This is a genomic window from Ostreibacterium oceani, from assembly GCF_009362845.1.
Lineage (GTDB): Bacteria > Pseudomonadota > Gammaproteobacteria > Cardiobacteriales > Ostreibacteriaceae > Ostreibacterium > Ostreibacterium oceani.
In genome coordinates this window covers 135102-156160 of the sequence record NZ_WHNW01000004.1, presented here as the reverse complement: position 1 = coordinate 156160, position 21059 = coordinate 135102, and the positions used below count along the sequence as shown (strand labels likewise).

Annotated in this window: 19 protein-coding genes; 14 read left to right on the top strand and 5 right to left on the bottom strand. The window is 46.8% G+C overall.

The features are described 5' to 3' along the window. The first annotated feature begins 175 nt into the window (after nt 1-175). The 10 genes from GCU85_RS05025 (at nt 176) to GCU85_RS04980 (ending at nt 11499) form a co-directional block, all read left to right on the top strand. Nucleotides 176-892, top strand: a complete 717-nt coding sequence (locus GCU85_RS05025; protein ID WP_152810005.1) for an ABC transporter permease — start codon at nt 176-178, stop codon at nt 890-892. Between the two features lie 96 nt (nt 893-988). Then, nucleotides 989-1684 (top strand): ABC transporter permease, encoded by a 696-nt coding sequence (locus tag GCU85_RS05020; protein ID WP_152810002.1) that lies wholly within the window; start codon nt 989-991, stop codon nt 1682-1684. Nucleotides 1685-2029: 345 nt separating this feature from the next. Further along, a complete protein-coding gene (ccoN, locus tag GCU85_RS05015) occupies nt 2030-3496 on the top strand; it encodes a cytochrome-c oxidase, cbb3-type subunit I (protein WP_152810000.1) in 1467 nt (488 codons plus the stop codon). A 98-nt stretch (nt 3497-3594) separates the two neighbouring features. Next, a complete protein-coding gene (gene ccoO / locus GCU85_RS05010; RefSeq protein WP_152809997.1) occupies nt 3595-4209 on the top strand; it encodes a cytochrome-c oxidase, cbb3-type subunit II in 615 nt (204 codons plus the stop codon). A 192-nt stretch (nt 4210-4401) separates the two neighbouring features. After that, nucleotides 4402-5343 (top strand): cytochrome-c oxidase, cbb3-type subunit III, encoded by a 942-nt coding sequence (gene ccoP / locus GCU85_RS05005; RefSeq protein WP_152809995.1) that lies wholly within the window; start codon nt 4402-4404, stop codon nt 5341-5343. A gap of 342 nt (nt 5344-5685) precedes the next feature. Continuing rightward, nucleotides 5686-7101: a cytochrome c oxidase accessory protein CcoG gene (gene ccoG, locus GCU85_RS05000; protein WP_152809994.1), complete on the top strand. Its 1416-nt coding sequence runs from the start codon at nt 5686-5688 to the stop codon at nt 7099-7101. Between the two features lie 2 nt (nt 7102-7103). Continuing rightward, a complete protein-coding gene (locus GCU85_RS04995; RefSeq protein ID WP_152809992.1) occupies nt 7104-7757 on the top strand; it encodes a FixH family protein in 654 nt (217 codons plus the stop codon). A gap of 85 nt (nt 7758-7842) precedes the next feature. Beyond that, a complete protein-coding gene (locus GCU85_RS04990; RefSeq protein WP_152809990.1) occupies nt 7843-10521 on the top strand; it encodes a heavy metal translocating P-type ATPase in 2679 nt (892 codons plus the stop codon). Next, complete coding sequence (gene ccoS, locus GCU85_RS04985; protein ID WP_152809988.1) at nt 10518-10847, top strand: cbb3-type cytochrome oxidase assembly protein CcoS; 330 nt, start codon at nt 10518-10520, stop codon at nt 10845-10847. The genes GCU85_RS04990 and ccoS overlap by 4 nt, the downstream gene beginning before the upstream one ends. Then, on the top strand, nt 10834-11499 hold the full coding sequence (locus GCU85_RS04980; RefSeq protein WP_218110551.1) for a sulfite exporter TauE/SafE family protein: 666 nt from the start codon (nt 10834-10836) through the stop codon (nt 11497-11499). The genes ccoS and GCU85_RS04980 overlap by 14 nt, the downstream gene beginning before the upstream one ends. Here GCU85_RS04980 and GCU85_RS04975 read toward each other — a convergent pair. The 3 genes from GCU85_RS04975 to gyrA form a co-directional block, all read right to left on the bottom strand. Continuing rightward, nucleotides 11479-12384: a prephenate dehydrogenase gene (locus GCU85_RS04975; protein WP_152809983.1), complete on the bottom strand. Its 906-nt coding sequence runs from the start codon at nt 12382-12384 to the stop codon at nt 11479-11481. The genes GCU85_RS04980 and GCU85_RS04975 overlap by 21 nt on opposite strands. An 83-nt stretch (nt 12385-12467) precedes the next feature. Then, entirely contained in the window at nt 12468-13553 is a 1086-nt protein-coding gene (gene pheA / locus GCU85_RS04970; protein WP_152809981.1) for a prephenate dehydratase, read from the bottom strand. After that, nucleotides 13553-16288, bottom strand: a complete 2736-nt coding sequence (gyrA, locus tag GCU85_RS04965; RefSeq protein ID WP_152809979.1) for a DNA gyrase subunit A — start codon at nt 16286-16288, stop codon at nt 13553-13555. The genes pheA and gyrA overlap by 1 nt, the downstream gene beginning before the upstream one ends. A gap of 73 nt (nt 16289-16361) precedes the next feature. Between gyrA and GCU85_RS09980 the strand changes: the two genes are divergently transcribed. The 3 genes from GCU85_RS09980 to GCU85_RS04955 all read left to right on the top strand — a co-directional run bounded on the left by GCU85_RS09980 (nt 16362) and on the right by GCU85_RS04955 (nt 18171). After that, complete coding sequence (locus GCU85_RS09980; RefSeq protein WP_218110550.1) at nt 16362-16517, top strand: hypothetical protein; 156 nt, start codon at nt 16362-16364, stop codon at nt 16515-16517. A 163-nt stretch (nt 16518-16680) separates the two neighbouring features. Then, nucleotides 16681-17271 (top strand): OmpA family protein, encoded by a 591-nt coding sequence (locus GCU85_RS04960; protein ID WP_152809977.1) that lies wholly within the window; start codon nt 16681-16683, stop codon nt 17269-17271. 390 nt (nt 17272-17661) lie between these two features. Further along, the gene (locus GCU85_RS04955; RefSeq protein WP_152809975.1) at nt 17662-18171 is read left to right on the top strand and encodes an OmpA family protein; all 510 of its coding nucleotides are present in this window, start codon (nt 17662-17664) and stop codon (nt 18169-18171) included. A gap of 155 nt (nt 18172-18326) precedes the next feature. Here the strand turns inward: GCU85_RS04955 and GCU85_RS04950 are convergent, their stop codons facing one another. Both GCU85_RS04950 and GCU85_RS04945 read right to left on the bottom strand, forming a co-directional pair. Continuing rightward, nucleotides 18327-19367, bottom strand: coding sequence for a GlxA family transcriptional regulator (locus GCU85_RS04950; protein WP_152809973.1), 1041 nt, complete (start codon nt 19365-19367; stop codon nt 18327-18329). A gap of 122 nt (nt 19368-19489) precedes the next feature. After that, the gene (locus tag GCU85_RS04945; RefSeq protein WP_152809971.1) at nt 19490-19963 is read right to left on the bottom strand and encodes a peroxiredoxin; all 474 of its coding nucleotides are present in this window, start codon (nt 19961-19963) and stop codon (nt 19490-19492) included. Between the two features lie 74 nt (nt 19964-20037). Here GCU85_RS04945 and GCU85_RS04940 point away from each other — a divergent pair, with 74 nt between their 5' ends. Next, a complete protein-coding gene (locus GCU85_RS04940; RefSeq protein ID WP_152809969.1) occupies nt 20038-21030 on the top strand; it encodes an ion transporter in 993 nt (330 codons plus the stop codon). Nucleotides 21031-21059 lie beyond the last annotated feature (29 nt).

Below are 21059 nucleotides of genomic sequence, written 5' to 3'. Positions count from 1 at the left end.
TAAAATCCTTATAAGATTCTTATAAAATCCTTGTAAAATCTATAGGCGTTATTTTCTGACGAATGCTACTCAATGCTACCCAATGCTACCCTGTACCGCCCTATCCTACGCAATGGCTAAACCACCAGTCAATCATCGCTAGATAACACAACACGACACAACAACCCAGTCCACTATGCAAAGCATCGATGTCATTTCACAATGGTTACCTACTTTATTAAAAGGGGCGAGTTTATCGCTGCTGGTTGCCTTGACGGCGCTCTTGATTTCACTGGTTTTAGGTATGCTTATTGCCTTATCTCGGTTGTCAGACTCTCGTATACTAAATGGTCTAGGGCTTGCCTATACCACCATTATACGCGGCATCCCTGAGCTGGTTCTGTTACTCCTGATTTTTTACGGTGGTCAACAATTTATCAATGACACGCGGTTTGCTTGGGCCGACAAAAACGGCGTTGACGTGAGCGCGATTGACTTTAGCCCGTTTTGGGCAGGCGCTATTATCATCGGGCTGATTTACACCGCCTATATGGCAGAGACGTTTCGTGGCGCAATCCTCGCCGTGCCATCAGGCCAACGCGAAGCCGCAAATGCCTACGGGCTTAGCCGCCTGCGAATTTTTTGGCGCATTATTTTACCCCAAATGACGCGCCATGCTTTACCTGGCATTAGCAATAACTGGCTCGTCATGCTCAAAGCAACCGCATTAGTCTCGCTCATTTCGTTACAAGATGTCGTCAAACTCTCAGCCGATGCCGCCAAAGCCACGGGCTATCAATTTACCTTTTACTTATTCGCAGGCGTTGTCTTTTTATGCTTTACGACCCTATCAATTATTGTCTTTCGCTATCTGGAAAGACACTATAGCATTGGCTATATTCGTTCTTCCTAACTAACAACTACCTAACAACTACCCAAAAATCACCCAACTATTACTCAAACATTACTCAATCATCAAATAAACATACATAAACATTACTAGCCAACTATGAACTGGAATATTATCATCGACAACTACGACCGCATCCTCGCTGGCACTTGGACGACGCTGTGGATGGTCGCTGTCTCACTATTGCTGGGATTGATTTTAGCCTTTGCCACCGCGATGATGTCTAGCGCCAAAAATCCATTGGTACGCTGGCCTGCCGAGCTTTTTAGCTATATCTTTCGTGGTACGCCGTTGTTGATTCAGTTGTATATTTTTTACTTTGGCTTCGGCTTGCTACTCGGTGGCATCGATGGCATCCGCGACACGGTTTGGTGGCATGTGATCAAACCTGCCTGGCCTTGGGCAATTGCCGCCATGACGTTAAACACCGCCGCCTACACCTGCGAAATTCTACGTGGCGCACTTAACAACACCAATTACGGGGAAATTGAAGCGGCACAATCCTACGGCCTTAGCAACTGGCAAGTACTACGCCGCATCATGCTACCCAGCGCCTTTAGACGCTCGCTACCCGCCTATGGTAACGAAGTGATTTACATGCTGCATGGCTCTGCCGTGCTATCATGGGTCGCGGTGACCGACCTAACGGGGATTGCCAAGCAACTACGCAACGATTATTACGATCCCTATACCCCGTTTATTGTCGCTGCGCTTATTTATTTGTGTATTACGGCCATTATCGTTTTGGTTTTTAAGGGGCTTGAAAAACGCTACCTCGCCCATTTGCAGCGTTAAGCATTAACTTTACCGCGTTAACTTCACCGCATAACCCATCATGCTAAGCCTCGCTTTATGCGCCAAATATCAAAACACCGTGCGCCATTTCTCGCCTAATACGCCCATCAATAACCCAGTCTGTAATAAGGTTATTGGGGTTTTTTATTGAAAAAAGTTGGCATCTAGGCTACTATAATTAGGTTAGCAGCACAGAAAAATGGCGCGCAGATTTTTATGCGTGTTTTAATCGCAGCTTTAATCGCGGCAGTGTTAATCGTGCTATAAAAAACTTATCAAGATATTATTGCGAATACGAATACATTATTACGACAATCGTTAAGCGTTCAACAGGGGCAAATAGTCATGCAAACGGTAGCTAAGACAATCAACTACGACTACAAAGTCATTAAATTATTCACGGTAATGGCCGTATTTTGGGGTATCGTGGCAATGTTTATTGGTGTCTGGGCTGCATCCCAACTCGCTTGGCCCGCGCTCAACTTTGAGACGCCTTATATCAGCTTTAACCGCATTCGCCCAATCCATACCAACGGCGTCATTTTTGGGTTTGGTGGGTGTGCTTTGTTTGCCACCTCGTATTTTGTCGTGCAACGCACTTGCCGCGCCAGTTTATTTATGCCTAAACTTGCCATGTTTACCTTTTGGGGTTATCAGGCGATATTGGCGCTTGCCGTGATCACTTATTCGCTGGGCTTTACCCAATCCAAAGAATACGCCGAACTAATTTGGCCGCTGGATATTGCACTAACTATCGTTTGGGTCGCTTATGCGGTGGTCTTTTTCGGCACGATTACAAAACGCGAAGAGCCGCATATTTTTGTCGGTCTTTGGTTTTACGGTGCGTTTATTATTGCGGTTGCCATTTTGCATATTTTTAACAGCTTGGCCGTACCCGTTAACTGGCATTTGTCATACCCTATTTATTCAGGCGCTGTCGACGCGATGGTGCAATGGTGGTACGGACACAATGCGGTCGGATTTTTCCTAACGGCGGCTTTTTTAGGCATGATGTACTACTTTGTCCCCGCTCAAGCAGAACGCCCGATTTATTCGTATCGCTTATCAATTGTCCACTTTTGGGCACTGATTTCTATCTACATGTGGGCTGGACCACACCACTTGCACTATACCGCGCTGCCTAACTGGACGCAAACCGTTGGCATGGCATTTTCCGTTGTGCTTTGGGTACCGTCTTGGGGCGGTATGATTAATGGTATTATGACGCTTTCTGGCGCTTGGGAAAAGCTCGTCACCGACCCGATTATCCGTTTTTTATTCGTGGCGTTATCCTTTTATGGCATGTCGACGTTTGAAGGCCCAATGATGGCCATCAAAACTGTCAACTCCTTATCACACTATACCGACTGGACTATTGGTCACGTGCATTCAGGCGCTTTGGGCTGGGTGGGCATGATTACCATTGGTTCAATCTATTGCATGTTCCCCAGACTATTCGGGCAAAAGCACATGAAAAGCAAAAAGCTCATTGAAGTCCACTTTTGGCTAGCCTCCATCGGCATCGTCCTATACGTGACTGCCATGTGGGTAGCCGGCATTATGCAAGGGCTCTTATGGCGCGAAGTCCACGCTGATGGCACGCTGGCGTATTCTTTTGTCGAAGTCTTAAAAACCACCTATCCGTACTACGTAACCCGCGTCTTGGGTGGTGTGTTGTATGTCAGCGGAATGGTCGTAATGGCGTACAACCTCTATATCACTTATCGTGCCTGTAAAGCAGGCGAAGTATTGGATGGACTAAATCGTACTGATGGCGCCGCATCACCAGCGCCTGTAATGGCCAAAGTCTAAGGCTTAATAAGGGCTAAAGGCTAGAGGCTAGGTATTGTTTTCTGAGTATTGTGGTTAATAGTGATTAATAGTATTGTGATTAAATTAAAAGGGTTAACATGTTAAAGCATTCACACATTGAAAAAAGTGTCACGTGGTTAGGGCTACTCACCGTTCTTGCCATTATTTGGGGTGGGCTGGTACAAATCATGCCATTATTTACACAAAATGAATTAACCGAACCTTGCGACTGGGTCAAACCCCGCCCCGCCCTAGAGCAAGCTGGCTTTAACATCTATGTTCGTGAAGGTTGCTATAACTGTCACTCACAGATGATTCGCCCCTTTCGCTGGGAAACCGAGCGTTATGGTGCCTATTCTCTCGCCTGTGAGTCGGTTTATGACCGTCCATTCCAATGGGGTTCAAAACGGACTGGACCTGATTTAGCCCGTGTTGGCGGCCGTTATTCTGATGAATGGCATTATTTACACTTAATCGACCCACGGACTTTGGTGCCTGAGTCAAACATGCCGGCATTCCCTTGGCTAGAAACCACGCCAGTTGACGCAGAACTGACCCAAAAAAGCATGCGCACATTAAAAGACAGCTTTGGGCACCCTTATACGGAAGCACAAATCGAAAATGCCATCAACGACCTAGAAGGCAAAACAGAAATCGAAGCCGTCATTGCCTACCTGCAAGGGCTTGGCGTCGGCAGAAACATTAAAAGGTAGCGTCCCCATGATAGGATTACCGACTTTACTACTATTTTGCGCGTTTCTATCCATGTGCGCGTTACTTTTTTTTACGCGCAAAAGTGACACCTACGACCACGCGGCGCATCTCCCGTTAGATGAGCACGCCGATTTTTCAAATCAACCCAACCAATCAACCCATTCTCACTCAACAAAACATGAGGAATCACAATGAGTCCATTTGCTAGCTACTTTGTCACATTTGTTGTCCTAGCTTCGTTAGTTGGCTACATTTTATTATTGTGGGGCACGTCTAAAATCAAGATCGGCAAAGACGACGACGAAGAAACAGGGCATAGCTGGGATGGTATTACCGAGCTAAACTCACCCTTACCTAAATGGTGGTTTTGGACGTTCTTGGCGGTGTCGATTTGGGCGATTGGGTTTGTCTTTGCCTACCCAGCGCTTGGTAACAACGAAGGTTTCCTCGGCTGGACCAAAGAAAAGCAATACGAAGAAGCCCTGCAACTCACCGATAAAAAATACAGCGAGTACTACGCCACCATCACCAACGGTCCTATCGAAGAAATCGCCCAAAATCCAGCAACTATCCAAACTGGGCAACGTTTATTTTTAAATAACTGTGCCGTTTGTCATGGCTCTGATGCGGGTGGCGCAGTCGGCTACCCAAGCCTACGCGATAGTGATTGGTTATACGGTGGCGAACCCGCCGCGATTATCCACAGCATTGCCCAAGGTCGCCGTGGCGTCATGCCCACACAGACAGACCCGCTTATGGTCTTTGCTGAAAATAACGGGCTAGATAAAGACACCATCATCGACGATACCGCCGAATACGTTTTATCGCTCTCAGGTAATGGCGAGCCTAATGCGGCGGGTGAAAAAGCCTATCAAAATGTCTGCGCGGCGTGTCACGCGCCAGACGGCACAGGGCTTGCCGCTGTCGGCGGCCCCAACCTAACCGACGATATTTGGCTCTATGGTACTGGCGACAACGCCGTTGACAACCTGCGCAGTATCGTGCTAACCAGCATTTACAATGGTCGTCAAAACGTCATGCCTGCGCACGCTGACATTCTTTCTGAAGAAAAAATCAAAACGCTAGCGGCTTATATCTACTCATTATCACAAGAAAACCCAAGCGCACAGTAAACAACAGAACGGTAGCAACGACTCAGTTATAACAGCAACAGCACAGCAACAGTGCGGCACATGAGGCACATGGGGCATTACCATTGTCGTGTTTTTTTACCGCGTTGCTAAACTGACACCGAATACGGCGGTGTAATGTGTCATAAAAATCACACAGGCCACGCTTCGCCACTCTGTACTACTGTCTGCTATTCTGTGCTACTTTGGTTAAACTGCATTGCATGGCTGTCATCTATACCTTGGCAGAAAGTGATATAATTAAGCCAATGGCTTTTAACCTACGTTATCCCTGTTAACGATTATTGCTAACCTTTGATAACCTTTTGAGCAAAGTAGTACACCATGACAAAACGCGCGAACAACACACCTGCATCAACATCATCAAATCAAGCACAAATTGATGAGAAAATCATTCATTTGTACGAAAGCCGCAAAAAAATCTACCCGCGCGAAGTCAAAGGCATTTTTGCCAAAATCCGTGACAATGGACTCGTTGTTTTACTAGCCATTTATTTTCTACTCCCTTGGCTAAACTGGGATAATCGCCAAGCTATCTTGTTTGACATGCCCAACCGCCGATTTTATATTTTCGATATTGTGATTTGGCCGCAGGATTTGATTATCCTGACGCTATTTTTATTTATTATGGCGATGACGCTCTTTTTCTTAACCGCTTTAGTCGGCCGTGTCTGGTGTGGTTATGCCTGCCCGCAAACAATTTGGACCGAGGCATTTATTTGGCTAGAGCGGTTCGCCGAAGGCAGTCGTATTCAACAAATCAAACTCGACAAGCAACCTTGGAATGCCCAAAAAATCCGCAAAAAAGTCACAAAACATGCGTTATGGATAATTCTCGCGTTATGGACAGGACTAACTTTTGTCGGGTATTTCACCGCCATTCGCGCGCTGATTCCTGACTTTTTCACCTTAAGCGCGAGCTTTGCTGCCACCTTTTGGGCGCTTTTTTACGCTGGCGCGACGTATTTAAACGCAGGCTGGTTACGCGAGCAATTCTGCAAAACCATGTGCCCTTACGCCCGCTTTCAAGGCGCGATGTACGACGAAAACACCTTGCTCATCGCCTATGACAAACAACGGGGTGAGCCACGCCGCAAAGCCAAACGCGGCGAAAACCAAGACGGACACTGTATCGACTGCAATCTATGTGTTCAAGTATGCCCTGTTGGCATCGATATTCGTGATGGTAACCAATCCGAATGCATTAATTGCTCACTCTGTATTGACGCCTGCAATGATGTCATGGATCAAATCGAAGCACCCAGAGGACTGATTCGCTACGCATCAGACAATGAAATGATGGGCAAAAAAACCCGCTATATTCGCCCCAAGACAATAGGCTATGGCGTTATCCTAGCGGTAGGTATTAGCGTGCTTATCTATCAAGTTATCACGATTAGTGCTATCGAGCTCAACATCAAACGTGACCGGAACATACTGGCACGCTATGCCCCAAATAACCAAATAGAAAATGTCTATAGCATTAATCTACTCAACAAGACCTTAGATGATGCCAACTATGAGATTTCTGCAGCGGGTATTGACGGTCTGACCGTTCAGGGCGCACAAACGGGGTTCTCAGTCAAATCAGGCGAAGTCTTTGACACAACGATACGCATACTAGCGGATAAAGATTTGCTCACGAACTACAATACGCCGATTGAATTAATCGTCAAAAACACAACCACAGGGGAAGTCCACCGTTCCCAGACCCGCTTTCTAAACGTAACCAGAGACTAACCATGAATCAATCCCCCACCTCAGGCATGCCATGGTACCGCTACCCTTACGTTTGGCTGTTTTTAATCATTGTGCCTGGGTTAGCCTTAACAGGCACGGCTACTTTATTATACATTGCGATTACGAATACCGATTCGGGTGTTATCGAAAGCTACCATCAGCGCGGCAAAAGCCCCGGCCAAGCCACGCCGCTAGAAGCAGTAGCCGCCTCACGCGATTTGCTCGCCAGACTTACCCTGACACCTGACAAAATCATTGTGACTTTTAACCAGCGCATTGACGGCATGACCGCCCTGACCTTATTATTTAGACACCCAACCCTTGAAAAACAAGATTTTTCCCTGCCGCTGACACGTATCAGCGAGCAACAATACACCGTCGCAGCCCCTGACAATATACGGGGTAATAAATGGGACTTGCTCATTGACGCACAAATGATTGGCGTACAAAGCATAATACCAGAAGGAACATCAGAAGCGATATCAGAAACAATATCAGAAACAGCGTCAGAAAAAACCAGCGCCACAGAAAAAATTTGGCGTATTAAGGGGCGGCTACTGCAATCAGAATCCTCAATTTTGTTAAGTCCAACAGGCAGTCAGGAGCCAAGTAACCAGTCAACGACGGGGAGCCAGCCAACGACGGATAGCGGATAATAAGTAGCTAACCGCCAACACACGAATTTGACCATTTACTTACTCATCACAAAATAACCCCAGCATAGCTACTATAGTCACTCTTATGCCAGACACGTCTTCGCTTTGTTTTCATTGCCTAACGCCCATTGACGCACACGTCAAAATTTCAGCCCCTATTCGAGGACAAACTGCCCATTTTTGCTGCCACGGCTGCCTCGGCGTCACCCAATGGGTGCATGACAGTGGGCTGGCCAATTACTACAACGTCAGAACAGGTGCCCCCAAAGTCGATAGTGAACGTGCAGCCCATTATGCATCCTATGATTTGCCTGAGATTTATGAAAAATACACGAGCAAACTCGAGCCTAACGACCTGAATAAGCTAGCTAAGCTAGATAACCCAAGCGACCTCGGCGACTCAAACGACTCAAGCGACCGCAGCCAGTCAATGCGACAAATTGACCTATTTGTTGCCGATACGCATTGCGCCGCCTGCATGTGGCTAATTGAAAAAAGCCTACAGCGCATTGCTGGTGTCGTCTATGCAGCAGGTAATGCCTCGACCCAAGCGCTACGCATCCAATGGCACGACAATACCACCTCGCTATCCACACTATTACAAACTATCGCAAAACTAGGATATCGGCCGCTACTGGACAAACAAAATGCGGCGCAGCAATTTTATATGGCCACCCGAAAAACGCAGCTAAAGCGCCTAGCAGTCGCTGGATTAGGTATGATGCAAGTCATGATGTACTCTGTCGCGCTTTATGCGGGTGCGTTTTACGATATGTCAGACCCCATCAAGCACTTTTTACAGTGGGTGAGTTTCTTTATCACGACACCCGTTTTCTTTTACGCGGGCTACCCGTTTTTACACAGCTTATACCAGGCCATTGCAGGGTTTTATCAGCCACAAAAAACCTTCAAACAAATCCTGCGATCGCAATATTATCGGCTCAACATGAATGTACCAGTTGGTCTCGCCATTACGCTGGCGTATTGCTTTAGCGTGTATCATCTCCTTTTGGGGGCAGGTGAAATCTATTTTGACTCGGTGGTGATGTTTATTTTTTTCCTATCGGCCAGTCGTTACTTAGAAGTCATGGGCAAAAACAAGGCTCAACGCGATAGCGCCCTTAACGAGCAAATACTCCCCGAGGTTGTCCAGAAAGTTGTCGACAAGACTACTCAAACAGCCACTCAAACAGCCAATCAAGCAACTAATCAAATAGCCCAAGCAATCGACGACAAGACGTCCAGCAGAAAGATGACCAGCGGAAAATCGTTCGAAACGCGCCCTACGCCACTCGCGTCTATCGCCCTAGGGGACAGGCTTAGCGTGCCTGCTGGCGATATCATTGCAGGCGATGGTGTGGTCATTTCAGGTCAATCGACCGTCGATGAATCGTTATTGACGGGTGAGGCGCGACCAATTAAAAAAGGACCAAACGACACTGTCTTTGCAGGCTCAATCAACCAAGAACAACCCCTGATTATTGAAATGACTGCGCTGACTAACCACACCACGCTCGCCAAAACGCAGCAATTAATTCAATCCGCCCACACACAAAAACCCAAACTACAAGAAATTACCGACCGCATTTCCGCCTATGTAGTTGCTTTCATTTTACTTTCTACCTCAATGACTTATTTCGTTTGGTGGGCGTTTATTGATGACCGACGTGCTTTTGAAGTCATGCTGGCTGTGCTCGTGGCAACGTGCCCTTGCGCGCTCTCGCTGTCTGTTCCTACTGCATACGCCAGCGCATCAAGCTTACTGGCCAAATATCGTATTTTTATGCGCAATAACATGGCGCTAGATGCCATCCCTAAAATCACGCAATTGATATTTGACAAGACGGGAACACTGACCACCGATGACATGCATCTTGTCAAACTATATAATAAGACAGAACACGCTGACACGGATATTCTCGCCATTGCTGCGGCCCTAGAAAGCGGCATTCACCACCCTATCGCTAAGGCATTCAAACCATTTATCAACCCAAGCATCCACAGTGAAGACACGACTATTTTTACCAGTGAAGGGGTTAGCGGCCGCGTGAATGGCACGCCCTATTTTATCGGTAGCCAGCAGGCCATTATACAGCGTTTCCCAGCGCTGGCAGAGCAAACCCAGCCCAATGCCATCCACCTTTGCCAAACCAATCAATCCCGCGAAGAGCAACCCCACGATGAGCAGTCTCACGATAAACGGCTTGACAGTCTCATCGCGTGTTTTCACCTCAGTGATGAGATTAATTCAGCCGCTGCCAGTGCCATCACAAAATTACGCCACCTTTCATTACAGATTCTAAGTGGAGATAGCACCGCACGTGTGGCAGAAATCGCGCAAAAACTCAATCTCACAGATTACCGAGGCGAACAAACTCCTGAGCATAAATTACAAGCAGTCGCTCATAGCCAACAGCAACAACAACACGTGATGATGATTGGCGATGGCATTAATGATGCGCCTGTCTTGGCTCAGGCCGATGTCTCCATTGCAGTCGGTAATGCATCGGCGTTATCGCGTAGCCAATCTGACATGGTATTGCCTAGCCCCGATTTAAACAAGATTCCGTTTATTTTTCGAGTTGCCAAAAAAACACGCCGTATCATTATACAAAATTTAATTCTATCAATTGGTTATAATGTCACTGCGATTCCGCTGGCCATTTTGGGCTTTTTACCGCCGTGGGCGGCGGCGCTTGGCATGTCATTGAGCTCGCTCGTCGTGTTAAGCAATGCCCTGCGCATTAGCTGGATAAAGCCATGAGTATTTTATACGTCTTAATTCCGTTGACCATTACGCTTTTACTGGTGGCTGTTTACGCCTTTTTTTGGGCCGTTAATCATCAACAATTTGATGACTTAGATAGCCCTGCTTATCGCGTGTTGTTAGATGACGACAGCGATGCACACATGCAAGGCCAAGCGCAGGAAGAGGCGCAGAAAGAGGCGCAGAAACAAGGGCAAGAACAGAAACAGGAGCGAGAGCAAGAAAGCGACAACGACGACAAAACCAACAATCCTCACAACACTCACCAACCCACAAAAGCAAACCAACCCACAAAACCACTCCCCCCAGATGACCATCACTGAGCTACCGTTATTACTAACCACGTTTGTTATCGGGCTACTCGGTAGCAGTCATTGCATCGGGATGTGTGGTGGCTTGCAACAACTGCTATTACAAATTGGCCCCAAACAAACACGCATCGCCCCTATTTATTTGTACAACCTCGGTCGATTAAGCAGTTATTTATGTATCGCTTTTTTATCTGCACTCCTACTCAACCGATTTGCTGAGCAAACGGCAGGGCTAATTCCCTATGCCAATAGTGTTAGATTGCTGGCGGCATTTATCATGCTTTATTTAGGCGTAGGTTATTTTGTTCGATTCCCTAAATTGCGTTTCTTTACCCAGCCCGCCCAAGCCTTATGGCGTCGCTTACGCCAATTTGCTGCACCTTGGATGCCACCCAAAAACCTATACCAAGTCTATGCGATTGGCCTTATTTGGGGATGGATTCCGTGTTCGTTGGTTTATAGCGCCTTGGCGGTTTCTCTGTCGGCCCCGACCACCTTGCTTAGTGTCATTGCGATGGCTTGTTTTGGCTTGGGCACAATGCCAACGCTGATTGGCATTGGGTTGCTGTCTAATCACTTGCAACGCTTAAAAAAATACCGCGCGCTACTCGCCTTATTATTGATATTACTGGGTTGTTATTCCTTACTTAGTTTTGTCTTTTGACACAAATGATGCCAGTGTTTGTGTTGCTGTATCGCTCGATTTAGCAACACTTTGTGTCTGTGTCAGGTGGATATGGTTATCCCGAATGGATTTCGCACGCTCATAAACGGCTAATAGTTCATCGCCTGCCTCATCGGCAATTAAGTCGCGCATTTCTGCCAAAGTATCCAAATAGTGGTCTAACCAATACAGAATATCCGTGTTGTTATTTAAACAGATGTCACGCCACATCACTGGGTTCGACGATGCCGTGCGGGTAAAAGACTTAAAACCACCCGCCGCATAATCAAAAATAGACGTTTCGTACTCTGTCGTTGCCAAGCTTTCCATCAAACAATAAGACAACACATGCGGCAAATGCGATGTCGCCGCCAATACGCGATCGTGGGCGCTAGCCGACATTTGTTCGACATGCGCGCCACAAGCCTGCCAAAGCGCCGCAACCCGCATTACGGCACCGTGGTCATTTTTCTCGTGCGGCGTTAAAACCACACGGAAACCATCAAACATATCGGCAACGGCATAAGCAACCCCAATATACTCACGCCCTGCCACGGGATGGCCTGGGACAAAATTTCTCGGCCAATCGGGAAAAGCCGCTTCTGCGGCCGCAATTACCGATTGTTTGGTGCTGCCAACATCCGTAATCAAGGTATCGGCTAACCAAGGATAATGCGCCAATGCGTTAAAAATACGGGGCATCACACCAACGGGGGTTGCAATAATAATCAAATCCACTGGTGGTAGTGTGTCAATGGTGGCCGTCTCGTCAATAATGCCCAGTGTTTTAGCCGTTACTAATTCGGCCTCAGCGACATCCACACCGACCACTTTGCCAACAAGCCCCGCTTGCCTTAACCCCAATACAAACGAAGCACCAATCATGCCCACACCGATCAGCGCAACATGATTGTATCGAGTTGTGTTTGTCAATGTGTCCAATTGAATGCCAGTAAACAGTTAAGGCACTAAAATACTGTGCCAACAGGATAAGAACCAAGCACTTTGAAAAAGCTCGCGGTGCGTTTTATTTCTGCTAACAGCGATGCCGTTTTTTCATCGTGTTCGTGGCCTTCTAAATCAATAAAAAACACATATTCCCATATAGCTTGACGCGCTGGACGCGACTCTAGACGTGTCATATTGACTTTATACCTTGCGATTGGCTCGAGTAATTGGTGTAGCAATCCAGGGTGATTATTTGCCGAGACCACTAAGCTGGTTTTGTCATCGCCTGTCGGTGTCAGCTGTTGGTTGCCAATGACCAAAAAACGGGTCGTATTATTGGTTTCATCTTCAATACCAGCAGCCAGAATACTCAAGCCATAAAAATCCGATGCCATTTGTCCTGCGATGGCGGCAGCGTTGGCTTCTGTTGCCGCAATTTCAGCCGCTTTGCCGTTACTTGAAACGGGGCGCAAATCCGCATGAGGAATATAGCGGTTTAGCCAGTTACGGCACTGCGCCAAGGCTTGTTCGTGCGCATAAACCGCTTTGACGGCTGACAAGCTTTCGGCATTGGATAGCAAGTTGTGCTGAATGCGCAATAAAATCTCACCGCAAATACGCAAATCCGATTGCAACAACATATCTAGCGTATGTGTCACCACCCCTTCGGTTGAATTTTCGCTAGGGACAATACCGAAATGGGCATTTTCTGATTGTACAGCCTTAAACACATCGGGGATGGTGCGTAGCGGTACGGTATTAACCGAATGACCAAATTGCTTTAGTACTGCGGCTTGTGTGTAAGTCCCTTCTGGGCCCAAATACGCAATATCCATCGGCATTTCTAAGGCTAAACACGCAGACATCACTTCACGGAATAAGCGACGGATTTCTTTATCTGGCAATGGGCCTGGATTCATATCCATCAAACGTTCTAGTACCGCTTTTTCGCGTTCAGGCCGATAAAATGGCATTGCCACGGTTTGGTTTTGCTTGATATGCCCGATTGCTTTGGCACACGCAGCGCGCGATGATAGCAACGCGAGGATTTGTTCATCTATTGCATCAATTTTATCGCGATAGACCAGTAAATCTTGATTTGCCATTAATCCCTCGACTCATCCGCAGCATCATCCGCATCATTATCCGCATCATCGTCAATATCCGCGTCGATATTTCCAGCGTCTTCATCAAACGCGCTATCAACCGACACGTCAATCGCTGAATCAATCGCTGAACCACTGACACCGATTCCAGCGCTAGCGCCGTCAACAGCCAGCTCGGCGGCATCCTCAGCGGCTTCTTCGTCATCAATGATTCTAACCACGCTAATCAAAGATTCGCCCTCACCCATCCGAATCAGTTTAACACCCTGCGTATTTCGGCCTACCCGTGATACCTCGGCTGCTCGGGTGCGAATTAGCGTGCCGCCGTTAGTAATCAGCATGACTTCTTCGCTGTCTGTCACTTGAATCGCACCGACAACCGCACCATTACGCTCGCTGGTTTGAATTGAAATAACCCCTTGACCACCACGACCACGTAATGGGTATTCTGCCAACGCAGTTCGTTTGCCGTAGCCACGGATGGTTGCAGTTAAAATATCCACATCGTCCGCTGGGTTAACCACCACCAAATCAACAATACGACTATTATCAACCAATCGCATACCGCGAACCCCTGCGGCGGTGCGTCCCATGCTTCGCACATCGTTTTCATTAAATCGAATGACTTTGCCTGTATCGCTAAATAGCATGACATCGCACTGACCGTTTGTAACGCCCACATCCAACAATTCATCACCGTCTCGCAGACTGAGCGCAATAATACCGTTAGCGCGCTGGTTCGAAAACGCAGACAGCGGGGTCTTTTTCACCACCCCATTTCGCGTCGCAAAGAAAATAAAGGCATCGTCACGGTATTCTCGCACAGGGAGTACCGCTTGTACTTTTTCGTCTGAGTCTAGCTGTAACAAATTCACAATCGGTTTACCTTTGGCATTACGGCCCGCTTGCGGTAAATCATAGACTTTTATCCAAAAGACCTTGCCATAGCTAGTAAAGCTAAGCAACGTGTCGTGGCTATTGGCGACAAATAGACGTTCGACAAAATCTTCGTCTTTGGTTTTGGTCGCGCTTTTACCGCGACCGCCACGTCTTTGCGCTTCATAATCAGCGAGTGGCTGTGACTTAACATAGCCATCATGCGACCACGTCACAACCAACGACTCCTCGGCGATTAAGTCCTCTAAGGTCAGATTAATATGCTGGTCGATAATTTGGGTGCGGCGTACATCTGCAAATTCATCACGAATCGCGATCAACTCCTCACGAATCACCTGAATTAAGCGGTCTGGGTTGGTTAGAATATCAAGCAAATCTTCGATGAGCTCAATCAGGGTTTTGTATTCCTCGATGATTTTTTCTTGCTCTAATCCTGTCAAACGGTGCAAACGCATATCCAGTATTGCTTGGGCCTGCACGGGTGATAAGTGATACGCGTCTTGCTGCAACCCATACGTATCTGGCAGCTCATCAGGATGCGAGTTTTCAGCGCCTGCACGCGCCAACATATCTAGCACTTGACCTGGGCGCCACGCTTTTGATACTAGCGCTTCTTTGGCTTCGGCTGGACCTGGTGATTGCTTAATCATGGCAATCACTTCGTCAATATTATGTAAAGCAACTGTCAAACCTTCTAACACATGTGCGCGATTCTTTGCCTTGCGCAAATCAAAAATCGTGCGCCGTGTAACTACCTCGCGGCGGTGCTTTAAAAAGGCACGGATAATCGTCTTAAGCGGTAATAGCTGGGGGCGGCCATCATGCAATGCCACCATATTCACACCAAACGTCACTTGCAATTGGGTTTGACGGAATAGGTTATTGAGGATGACTTCTGGCACTTCGCCCAAATTTAACTCAATCACGACACGGATGCCTTGCTTATCCGATTCATCGCGCAAATCGTAAATCCCTGTGATGATTTTTTCTTTCATCAGCTGCGCGACACGTTCAACTAAGCGTGCTTTGTTAACTTGATAAGGCAGCTCATCGATAACAATGGCCTGGCGTCCATTGACTTCGTTAATTGTCTCGACATGGGTTTTGGAGCGAACAAACAAACGTCCTTTGCCCGTTTCATAGGCTTGGCGAATGCCCTCAGAGCCATTGAGAATAGCCGCCGTAGGAAAATCAGGCCCAGGCATCACGGCCAAAAAGTCATCTACCGTGGCATTTTCATTATCTAACTCAACCAAGCACGCATTAACGACTTCGCCGACATTGTGCGGCGGGATGTTTGTCGCCATACCGACTGCGATACCCGAAGCACCATTGACCAACAAATTAGGCACCAGCGTTGGCAATACCGTTGGTTCAAATTCTTTGCCATCGTAGTTCGGGACAAAATCAACTGTTTCTTTATTAATATCGGCGAGCAGGCGGTGCGTGATTTTCGCCATGCGAATCTCAGTATAACGCATTGCAGCAGCGGCATCGCCATCAATTGAACCAAAGTTTCCTTGTCCATCGACCAGCATATTGCGCATCGAAAACGGCTGTGCCATGCGAACAATGGTGTCATATACCGCTTGGTCACCGTGCGGGTGGTATTTACCAATTACTTCACCGACAATCCTCGCCGATTTGATATAAGGGCGATTAAACGCATTGTTGTTTTTATCCATTGCATAAAGCACACGCCGATGCACTGGCTTTAACCCATCACGCACATCGGGTAATGCTCGCCCAACAATGACACTCATTGCATAATCTAGGTAAGAGGCTTTCATTTCCCCTTCTAAACTTACTGGTGCGACTTGTTTTGCGAATTCAGTCATGATATTTTCCTACTTATCCATCTTATAAAGCGGCTATTTTAACACAAGCTCGCCATATCACGCATAGCTGGTCATGATTATTTACACTACCCACGAGCCTGCCCACGAGCGCGCACGGCAAACTACCCAGCACCCACCTAGCCGCCCAGTCATCCAGTCATCCGTCCATCCAGCCAGCCAGCCAAATCAGGATTTATTATGCAGGCCGCAAGCAGCAAACAAGTATTAAACAAGCAGCCAAAGCAATATTATTGTAATAATTTCGCTATTTTCTTTGCATTTTTTCGCGTTGCCTATTATCATAGGCGGGAGTTTTAATATTTCAGGACTCTTTATATAATAAAACTAAATTAGGATATAACTTGCAAGTTATCTTTTGTTTGGAGAAAAAAATGAACAAAAATTTAAAATTAGTACTAGTTGCAGCGACTGCGGCGTCTTTCGCAGCCTCTGCCCACACAACACCTAACGCATTAGTTGACAGCAGTGGCAATGTCGTTAAGAATAGTTTCGGCGATTGCGTTGAAGCAGTTTATAACGATGAGCGCGTTGAGTGTGGTGGTAACGAAGCACCACCAAAAATGATTGAAGAAGTTTTCACACTTGGCGCACACACGCTATTCGACTTTGACAAGTCTTACTTGAGAGCCGAAGGCAAAGCAGAGTTAGAAACCCTTGCTAGCAAAATCAAAGAAGGCAAAGAACTCGGCCGCATCGCTAAAGTCAGCAAAGTTGAAGTCGTTGGTCACACTGACAGCAAAGGTTCTGTTCAGTACAACCAAGGCCTATCTGAGCGTCGTGCAGCGACTGTTCGCAATTACCTAGTTCAATTAGGTATTCCTGCAAACATGATTTCTGCATACGGTGAAGGCGAGCTAAACCCTGTTGCAACCAACGCAACCGAAGCAGGTCGTCAACAAAACCGTCGCGTCGAAGTTAAAGTACAAGGCGTTGAAAAGCACGTTAAAAAAATGGCGAACTAATCACCATTAACACTGCTTAAGACAATAAAAAACCCGCATTAACGCGGGTTTTTTATTGTCTACTTTTGCCTACTTTATTATCTATTTTAATCGGCACAAAGCCCTCCTAGGCAAACACTACACAAGCACCACAAAAACACCACACAAGCACCACAAAAGTCCCGTATAATTTTCTATACGCATTGATTGCGCTTTATTTCGCCATCACACAGGTGCAAATGCCTTGGTAATGTCTTGGGTAAATGCCTTGCAAATGGAATTCAGGGCTTAATAAAAACGAGACACAGCAAAGAAAATCGACTTATTTGAAATGGGCTGTTGTTTTTTAAGCCATTTCATATTAAGCTATGCTGACAATAACTAAAAACTGACTTATTGGAGAGTTTAACAATGAAAGGAAATTTAAGTCTTGCCATCGTCGCAACCTTTGTCATCGGCATTTCAGGGTGTAGCACCAGCTACCACCACAACCAGCACCACGGGCAAGTTTTCAATGCACCGGGGCTTATCACGCAGCCTTTTAGATATACTGGCCGCACTTGGTTCGATACCGACAAAGCGGTATTAAAACCACAAGGGCAACAAGAGCTCGATGGGCTAGCCTCGCATTTAATGCAGGCAAAATCGCGCGGTGTGATTAGCGATAGCAATCGCGTCGTTGTCATCGGACACACAGATAGCCGCGCATCGCATGCCTACAACCAAAAATTATCAGAGCGACGCGCTGCCGCGGTAGCAACCTACCTACAAGGCAAAGGCATCCCAAGCAGTGCCATCGTTGCAAAAGGCAAAGGCGAAACGCAGCCTGTTGCCAGCAACCGAACCCGTGCAGGCATGCAAAAAAATCGCCGCGTTGAGATTCATATCGAAGGACCGTCGATTAAAGTGGTTTACAACTAATACAATAAATCACAACCCGCTGAGATTAAGCGACAGATAATCCGCCTAGTTTCAGAGTCGATAAAAAATCAAAAATCCCGCGAATGAGCGATTCATTCAGCGGGATTTTTTAATCGTGATTTAATTGCCCATTTAATCGCCATTTAACGCATCCGCTAGCGCCTCGCCGCATCCAGCGCCTCTTCTAACGCGTCATTCAATGACTCACTTAACGGCTCGTCCAAGGCTGTCGTTTTATCAATTCGCATGACTTTGCGTTCGCTGCCAGGTGTATGATGAAACAAATCACGATAGCATTTAGTAAAGTGCGACTGCGAGGAAAACCCCGTTGCAATCGTCACTTGCAACACTGACAAACTCGTTTGCAACAGCAACCGCCGCGCTTGTTGCAACCGCAGGAACAAATAATAACGCTGTGGCGTTGTATTTTTATACTTTTTAAATAAACGCTCTAATTGGCGCAAAGACACATCCGCAATTTCTGCGACCTCATTGGTAGACAACGGATCATCGATATGGTTTTGCATAATCTGAATGGCTTCGGCGAGTTTGGACGACTGCCGTGATGTGAGGACATGTTCTGCCATTTTTTGCGATTCATCCGCAGGTCTTGCGCGTTCGTGCATAAACTGGTCGGCAACCGCCAACATTAAGTCTTGATCAAACGATTGCCGAATCAATTCCAGCATCATATCGATTGGCGCGGTTCCACCCGAACACGTCATCCGGTTACCGTCAATCTCATAGATATTGTTAGTCACTAGCAGTGCTGGCATCTCCTCACGGAAACTGGCTAAATTCTCCCAGTGAATCGTACAACGACTGCGGTCTAGCAGGCCACATTTGGCTAAGATATAAGGCGCCGTACAGACACCAACGATACTGACCGATTCATTGCTCGCAAAGGGCCATAAAATCTTGCTAATTGCTTTGTAGTCTATGTGCTGGACATCTAATCCGCTGCACAGCACAATCAAATCGGGGCGTTTAATGGCCGCCATCGCACCATCTACCGTTAGCTGGATTTGGTTGCTTGCCGTTACAGGACCACCGTCCACAGAAAACAGCTGCCACTGAAACAAATCTCGACCATACAACCGATTAGCGGCACGCATCGGCTCGATTGTCGACGAAAAAGCCATCATAGAAAAATTTTCTAGCATTAAAAATGCCACTTGCTTTGGCGTTTTTTCCATCAATATATTACTGCCATAAAAAAATTAACAAAAAAATTAATAAAAAATTAACAAAAAGACCAACAATTAGCAATTCGCTTGTAAGACGCTTACTTGTAGGGCAATTATTTATAAACCCCGTATTATAACACCGATAACACGTCGTCAACATGCCCTTTGACTTTAACTTGTCGCCAAGCGTGTTTTAGGTGACCTGATTCATCGATGACAAAGGTGCTTCTGACAATCCCCATAAAGGTTTTACCCATGAATTGTTTTTGCTGATACACACCAAATAACTCACTGATTGATTTATCTTCATCGGCTATCAGCGGAAAGGTCAGATCAAACTTATCACTGAATTTTTGATGCGAGGCGAGGCTATCCAGCGACACCCCAACGACGCTTGCGTTTTTCGACTGTATCTCTGGCATAGCGCGGTTAAAGTCTTGCGCTTCGTTATTGCAGCCTGGGGTATTGTCTTTGGGATAAAAATAAACAATCACCTGTTGCCCCAGAAAATCGGTCAACTGCCATTGCCCTTGATTGGTTTGCCCCACAAACGGTGGAACCGCCTGCCCTATTGTTAATTCCCCTGCTGTCAATGCTGATACCATGAATATACCTTAATTGCTTCGTCAATCGGTGAGTTTCTGCTAAAATCTAGCTATCGAACTAAATTATAACATGTATGCCTAGCAAAACTGCGCCGCTTCGAAAAAAAATTACCTTAGCCCTAGATGACAGCAGCAGGGACAGGCTCAGCATCACGGTTAATCTGTTGATTATTGGCCTCATCATTATCAGCATCATTTCGATTGTCCTCGAATCAGAGCCTAGCATCAGCGGCACTTACGGCCATATATTACGCTATATCGATGTGGTTGCAGTCAGTGTCTTTAGTGTCGAATACCTTGCGCGCCTATGGATTGCGCCAGACCTCCCCAAATACAAAGACTTACCACCCAGCAAAGCCCGTCTAAAATACGCCATGTCGCCCATGGCAATCATTGATTTACTTGCGATTTTACCGATGTTACTGGCTTTCATTTCTGTCGACCTGCGATTCTTGCGTATTTTGCGGTTACTGCGGATTTTCAAGCTTACCCGTTACAATTCGACCATCACCACGCTGCTAACTGTACTGCGCAACGAAAGTCGCTCTTTTGCGGCGGCGTGCTTTGTGCTGGTAATTATGTTGATTATTGCGTCTAGCTTTATCTACTTAATCGAGGGCAAGACACAGCCCGAAGCCTTTGGCAGTATCCCCAAAGCGATGTGGTGGGCACTGATTACACTCACCACCGTCGGTTACGGCGATGTCACGCCGATTACCCCGATGGGTAAAGTCTTTGGCGGGCTGATTACCGTCATTGGCATTGGCATTGTCGCGCTACCTGCGGGCATACTGGCGTCGGCATTTTCTGAGCAGCTCCATAAAAACAAAGACAATTATCGCGACGCGGTCAAACAAGCTCTGCTAGACGGCGTTATCACTCCCGAAGAATACCAGCACTTAAAAACACTACAAGAGCAATTCGATATCGAGCCCGAAGAAGCCAACAAAATTCTACAAAACCAAATGGCCATGTCCTCCAAAAACCAAAGCGCAAAAACAGACGCTTGCCCACACTGCGGCAAAAGCCTGCCAGCCAAATTAATTGATATTGACCAGCCCGAATAGTCTCTCACACCAATCAACCTTTGCGAACA

Coding starts and splice junctions, on each gene's coding strand:
- GCU85_RS05025 (WP_152810005.1), top strand. CDS start 176: ATGCAAAGCATCGATGTCATTTCACAATGGTTACCTACTTTATTAAAA.
- GCU85_RS05020 (WP_152810002.1), top strand. CDS start 989: ATGAACTGGAATATTATCATCGACAACTACGACCGCATCCTCGCTGGC.
- ccoN (WP_152810000.1), top strand. CDS start 2,030: ATGCAAACGGTAGCTAAGACAATCAACTACGACTACAAAGTCATTAAA.
- ccoO (WP_152809997.1), top strand. CDS start 3,595: ATGTTAAAGCATTCACACATTGAAAAAAGTGTCACGTGGTTAGGGCTA.
- ccoP (WP_152809995.1), top strand. CDS start 4,402: ATGAGTCCATTTGCTAGCTACTTTGTCACATTTGTTGTCCTAGCTTCG.
- ccoG (WP_152809994.1), top strand. CDS start 5,686: ATGACAAAACGCGCGAACAACACACCTGCATCAACATCATCAAATCAA.
- GCU85_RS04995 (WP_152809992.1), top strand. CDS start 7,104: ATGAATCAATCCCCCACCTCAGGCATGCCATGGTACCGCTACCCTTAC.
- GCU85_RS04990 (WP_152809990.1), top strand. CDS start 7,843: ATGCCAGACACGTCTTCGCTTTGTTTTCATTGCCTAACGCCCATTGAC.
- ccoS (WP_152809988.1), top strand. CDS start 10,518: ATGAGTATTTTATACGTCTTAATTCCGTTGACCATTACGCTTTTACTG.
- GCU85_RS04980 (WP_218110551.1), top strand. CDS start 10,834: ATGACCATCACTGAGCTACCGTTATTACTAACCACGTTTGTTATCGGG.
- GCU85_RS04975 (WP_152809983.1), bottom strand. CDS start 12,384: ATGATTGGTGCTTCGTTTGTATTGGGGTTAAGGCAAGCGGGGCTTGTT.
- pheA (WP_152809981.1), bottom strand. CDS start 13,553: ATGGCAAATCAAGATTTACTGGTCTATCGCGATAAAATTGATGCAATA.
- gyrA (WP_152809979.1), bottom strand. CDS start 16,288: ATGACTGAATTCGCAAAACAAGTCGCACCAGTAAGTTTAGAAGGGGAA.
- GCU85_RS09980 (WP_218110550.1), top strand. CDS start 16,362: ATGATTATTTACACTACCCACGAGCCTGCCCACGAGCGCGCACGGCAA.
- GCU85_RS04960 (WP_152809977.1), top strand. CDS start 16,681: ATGAACAAAAATTTAAAATTAGTACTAGTTGCAGCGACTGCGGCGTCT.
- GCU85_RS04955 (WP_152809975.1), top strand. CDS start 17,662: ATGAAAGGAAATTTAAGTCTTGCCATCGTCGCAACCTTTGTCATCGGC.
- GCU85_RS04950 (WP_152809973.1), bottom strand. CDS start 19,367: ATGGAAAAAACGCCAAAGCAAGTGGCATTTTTAATGCTAGAAAATTTT.
- GCU85_RS04945 (WP_152809971.1), bottom strand. CDS start 19,963: ATGGTATCAGCATTGACAGCAGGGGAATTAACAATAGGGCAGGCGGTT.
- GCU85_RS04940 (WP_152809969.1), top strand. CDS start 20,038: ATGCCTAGCAAAACTGCGCCGCTTCGAAAAAAAATTACCTTAGCCCTA.